Origin of the sequence: Streptococcus mitis (assembly GCF_001579035.1) — a bacterium.
GTDB lineage: Bacteria > Bacillota > Bacilli > Lactobacillales > Streptococcaceae > Streptococcus > Streptococcus mitis_J.
Genome location: NZ_KQ970285.1, coordinates 445,506 through 450,442, shown reverse-complemented (window position 1 = coordinate 450,442; position 4,937 = coordinate 445,506). Strand labels below are relative to the sequence as shown.

General features: G+C 33.7%; 5 protein-coding genes and 1 pseudogene. 2 read left to right on the top strand and 4 right to left on the bottom strand.

Translation table 11 applies throughout. The features are described from left to right. Both SMIDD26_RS02265 and SMIDD26_RS02260 read left to right on the top strand, forming a co-directional pair. Window positions 1-387, top strand: a pseudogene (locus tag SMIDD26_RS02265) (RecX family transcriptional regulator); the annotation flags it as partial. Window positions 388-475: 88 nt separating this feature from the next. After that, window positions 476-1,009 (top strand): nucleoside tri-diphosphate phosphatase, encoded by a 534-nt coding sequence (locus SMIDD26_RS02260; protein WP_000775316.1) that lies wholly within the window; start codon window positions 476-478, stop codon window positions 1,007-1,009. Window positions 1,010-1,481: 472 nt separating this feature from the next. Here SMIDD26_RS02260 and celB read toward each other — a convergent pair whose 3' ends face one another. From celB to SMIDD26_RS02240, 4 genes are all read right to left on the bottom strand, one after another. After that, the gene (gene celB / locus SMIDD26_RS02255; RefSeq protein ID WP_061438770.1) at window positions 1,482-2,828 is read right to left on the bottom strand and encodes a PTS cellobiose transporter subunit IIC; all 1,347 of its coding nucleotides are present in this window, start codon (window positions 2,826-2,828) and stop codon (window positions 1,482-1,484) included. Window positions 2,829-2,907: 79 nt separating this feature from the next. Then, window positions 2,908-3,414 (bottom strand): hypothetical protein, encoded by a 507-nt coding sequence (locus tag SMIDD26_RS02250; RefSeq protein ID WP_061438769.1) that lies wholly within the window; start codon window positions 3,412-3,414, stop codon window positions 2,908-2,910. A gap of 30 nt (window positions 3,415-3,444) precedes the next feature. Then, the gene (locus SMIDD26_RS02245) at window positions 3,445-3,759 is read right to left on the bottom strand and encodes a PTS cellobiose transporter subunit IIA (RefSeq protein ID WP_001070943.1); all 315 of its coding nucleotides are present in this window, start codon (window positions 3,757-3,759) and stop codon (window positions 3,445-3,447) included. Window positions 3,760-3,768: 9 nt separating this feature from the next. Continuing rightward, window positions 3,769-4,937: BglG family transcription antiterminator (locus SMIDD26_RS02240; protein ID WP_246746856.1), on the bottom strand; the 1,169-nt coding region annotated here is incomplete at its 5' end.

The following is a 4,937-nucleotide window of genomic DNA, read 5'->3' as shown; positions in this document are numbered from 1 at the left end:
CTAACGCAAAAAGGGATTTCAAAATCCACTATAGAAGAGATACTGAAAGAATTTGATTTTTCGGAAGTTGCTCAACGTGTAGCCAATAAACTATTGAAAAAATATGAAGGAAAACTTCCAGCTCGTGCCTTGCAAGATAAGATTATCCAGAACTTGACCAACAAGGGGTTTTCTTATTCTGATGCTAAAAGTGCCTTTGACGACTTAGATAGCCAAGTCGACGAAGAAACGACTCAAGAACTCATCTTCAAGGAACTTGATAAGCAATATGCTAAGTATGCTCGAAAGTATGAAGGATACGAACTGAAGCAGCGTTTAACTCAAGTTTTAGCACGAAAGGGCTACGATTTTTCGGATATAGCAAGCGCTCTTAGAGAATATCTTTAATATTTCCAAGTGAAATTCACAGATTTTAGATAATTTTATGGTACAATAGTAAATGATAAACTTATAAATTGTAGAAAGTTGGTTAGTTATGAAGCTTCCAAAAGAAGGCGACTTTATTACAATTCAAAGTTATAAGCATGATGGGAGTCTCCACCGAACTTGGCGGGACACCATGGTACTAAAAACAACAGAAAACGCCATTATTGGTGTCAACGATCACACACTTGTTACCGAAAGTGATGGTCGTCGTTGGGTCACTCGAGAACCGGCTATTGTTTACTTTCACAAGAAATATTGGTTTAATATCATTGCCATGATTCGTGATAATGGAATTTCCTACTATTGCAATATGGCTAGCCCCTACTATCTGGATGAAGAAGCACTGAAGTATATTGATTACGATTTGGATGTTAAAATTTTTACAGATGGGGAAAAACGTCTCTTGGACGTTGAAGAGTATGAGCGTCACAAACGCAAAATGAATTATTCTGATGACTTGGACTATATTTTAAAAGAACATGTCAAAATTCTTGTTGATTGGATTAACAATGGACGTGGTCCTTTCTCAGAAGCCTATGTAAACATTTGGTACAAGCGCTATGTAGAACTAAAGAATCGGTAAAGTTGTCAAACTAGGGTGAAAGCCCAATGTCATTAAGTTAGTGAGCTAACTATTTGAATAGGAGATATGATTGAGGTCATCAAAGTGATTCTCTAGTCTATCTTCTATTTTTTTGCATAACAAATCATGAGGTTGGACAAAAACTCAATTTCAGGAGAAAATAAAGTATATTCCCACAATAAAACGCATAATATCAAGTTTTTTAATACCTGATATAGTAGATTGAAAGTAGAATAGTACACCTTGACTTCTAAAACATTGCTAGAAATTAATTTGACTGTCTCGATTGATTTGTCCTGTTTTTTATTTCATTTTACTATACTATGCGTCTTTTATGATTTTAAAGACTTTTTCCCAACCTCGAACCGAAAAAAGCAGAGAAGAATATCTTAAAAAGACTTCTTCGCTGCTAATGTTAACATTCATTATTTAAACTATATGGATTCTATCATCGAATATACTTTTTTACTTATTACATACCTTGCTCTTCTTTCACCAATTTTTGATCATATACACGGATGAATGGAAGATAAACTAGGAATGCTGCAAATGCACATACTAGAGCAACTAATACAGCTCGAAGATCTGCTGTCCCTAAGAAAGCTCCAATCCCTACTGGAGTTGGCCATGGAACCTGTGCGATAACTGGCTTAATAAAGTTTAGAGAATTCGCTACGTAATAAATAGTAGCAGTAACCATTGGTGCTAAAATAAATGGTATAGCCAAGGCTGGATTATAGATAATAGGTAATCCAAAAATTAATGGTTCATTAATATTAAATAAGGCTGGAACTATAGATGCTCGTCCTATTGCTTTAAGCTGTTCAGATTTAGAGGCAAAAGCAATATATAAACATAGGCCTAAAGTTGCACCAGAACCACCTGCAATTACAAACATATTAGAAAATTCACCTGCAACAGCGAAGTGCCCGCCAGCAGCATTTTCAGCCATGTTAGCAAGAGCAATTGGACTAACAAATGCAAAAACAATGTTAGCACCGTGGATACCTACAATCCAAAGTAGTTGAGTCAATAGATAAATAATCATTAAACCAATCCATGAATTAGTCAGATTGGATACAAAACCAAATGGAATTGCAATGACTTTAAAAATATCTGTTCCCATTGCTACAAGAAGACCGTTGATAAAGATAACAACAAATGCAACAACAAATCCCGGAACCAAAGCGGTAAATCCACGAGAAACTCCTTCTGGAACAGCTTCAGGCATTTTAATAACCCAATTATGTTTAACACACATACGATAAATAAGAACAGTCACAATTGCCATAATGATTGCGGTAAAAATCCCTGTTGTCCCAAAACGTGTGACTCCATTTCCCATTGCCCATCCATCTGCAATTACTGCACCTTCTTTTAGACTTGTCACAGTCTTCATCATTCCACCATCAAAAATGATTTGAGGTACTGTCATGACAAAAGCCATCAAGGCGAGCAAGGCACCATTAAGAGGATTCATATTGAGTTCTTCTTCCTCTGCATAAATTTTTGTCAATTCATATGCAAGTGATAGAACGAAATAAAGAGATAGAGAACCCATAGTCGCATAGTTTGCAACCATGTAAAGTGATGTGAATTTATCAAATGAAGCAGAGAAAATATCTGCCACAATTGGCCAAAATGAGAAAGCTTGTGGCAAAATACTGAATACCAAAAACATTGATCCTACAATAGTAAATGGTACAGCAGCCATACCTGCAGCCGTGATAGCACGCACTACTTTAAACTGAGCAAGTTTGCCCATTGGTCCCATAACATGGTTTTCAAGGAAACCAAACAACCCGTTTTGTTGATCCATAAATAGACCTCCTTAATAAAACATAATAATTTTTACTTTTTAAAGACTAGTTTCAAATACAAATTATACTAGATCAGGATTATAAACTAAGTGAGTTCTTTTCCAATTGGACAAATTGTTGATAAGCCTTATCTGTTCGTTTATAAATTTTTTTAATTCTTCTAATGTCTAACAAACTCAGAACTAAACCTAATAGAAGAACTACAAAAACAAATAAACGTGCTACTTGGTTATTTTCAAAAATCGGAAAAAGATTCGTAAACCAACTTGTCCAAGTTAAAACAAGTAATCCTATTGAAATAAGCATTTGTATTCTAACAAATATTAGTGTTATTCCCAACTTTTCTTTCCTATTTCCATAAAGTTTAAATTGTTCAACAGTTGCTAAAATAGAAAATACTATGAGCATAATGGGGAAAATAATAATAGGCGAGGGACTAATAAACTGATTCAAAAGCCAATAAATATTCCCAAAAAAGAAGAGTGCTATTGAATAACGTAGAAGAAGATATCGATTAAAAAAAGTATTAGTTAGAGCCATCTCTCGACGTTGTTGTTCAATCTTTTGTCGTTCTTTTTTATCCATATCATTTCCTCCTTATATAACAACACATATTTAGTTAACTTTCTTATAAAGAGCTAACATTTCCTTTGCTACTTCTAATAATGTCATAGTGGTCATTAAATGATCTTGAGCATGTACCATGATAATTTCAATTTTAATTTCCACTCCACTTGCGTATTCTTGCAAGAGTTTGGTTTGTGCATGATGCGCTTCAAGAATTATCTCATTTGATTGATTTAATTTACTTTCTGCATCATCAAAACTACCTTCTCTCATTTTTGCAAATGCTTCATGTATTTCTGACCTTGCATTTCCCGAATGCAGGATAATTTCAAATGCTGCAACTTGCAGTTCCTCTTGATTCATATGAACCTCCTATTTTATCTTCTCAAATATGTTAATAAAATCTTCAAAGTTATTGCAAGATATTAGCTGATTTTGCAATTCATCATTCTCTGTCAGAGAGACTATCTTTTTAGTCACAGTTGCCAAACCTTCGTTCCCATATATTGATGGAGATAGAAGAAATACTAGCTGGACATGTGAACTTTGATTATCCCAGAGTAACGAATCTTTACAAATTGCAACCGAAACCTTTCCCTCTGTACCAAAGGGTTGAATAGGATGCGGAACTGCAATTTTTTCAGAAAAAACAACTGAACTTAATTCTTCGCGCTGTTTAATTCCATAAAGTAAAGATTGTTCAAACTCACTTGATTCACCAACAGATAAACCCTCAACCATCTTTTCAAGTAAATTTACCTTGTCTGATTCAGTACATATTAAAAAATTTTCTTTACTGAAATACTGTCTAAAGCTAGTATTTTCAAACTTGTTAATCTTTGATGATTGTACATGACTAGAAACTTGCATCTGATTCATAGCTTTTCGAATCATTTCTATCTCATCACTCTTAAGAAATACACTAACTTTAAAAACTGGAATTTGAAAATATAGATTCGATAAATCAACAGCTGATACTATAAAATCTATTCCTCTAAGTTTTTCTTGATTCAATTCATAATAGCCTATTACGTCAACAACTTCTACTCGCTTCCCAAACTCCGTTTCCAAACGATTTCTTAACATTTGGGCTGCACCAAATCCTGTTGCACAAATAGCAAGAATATTAAACTTAGTACTCTCTTTGCTACGTTCCATAGCAGCTAAAAAGTGAAGACTTACATATGCTATTTCATCATCTGATATTGACCACTCCATGAACATATCCATATTTGCAAGAATTTCTCTAGTCAAAAAGAATATATCACTATAATTCTGTTTAATTTCATCTACCAAAGGGTTATTTAAGGTAATCCGACTTTCTAAACGTACTTGTAGTGTCATTAGATGAGTTATCAATCCTTCAATTAGTTGGAAATCTGAAGAAAAGTGATACATATCATCTAATCCTAAATCCTGAAATGTTTTAAATAAAGATTTTTTTAAAACTTCTTCAGAAATATTCTTCTGATTTTTTTGACATTGTTGACTCTTAGCTAACAAATGCAAAGTAATGTAGTCTATTTCCTGAACTGGAAATT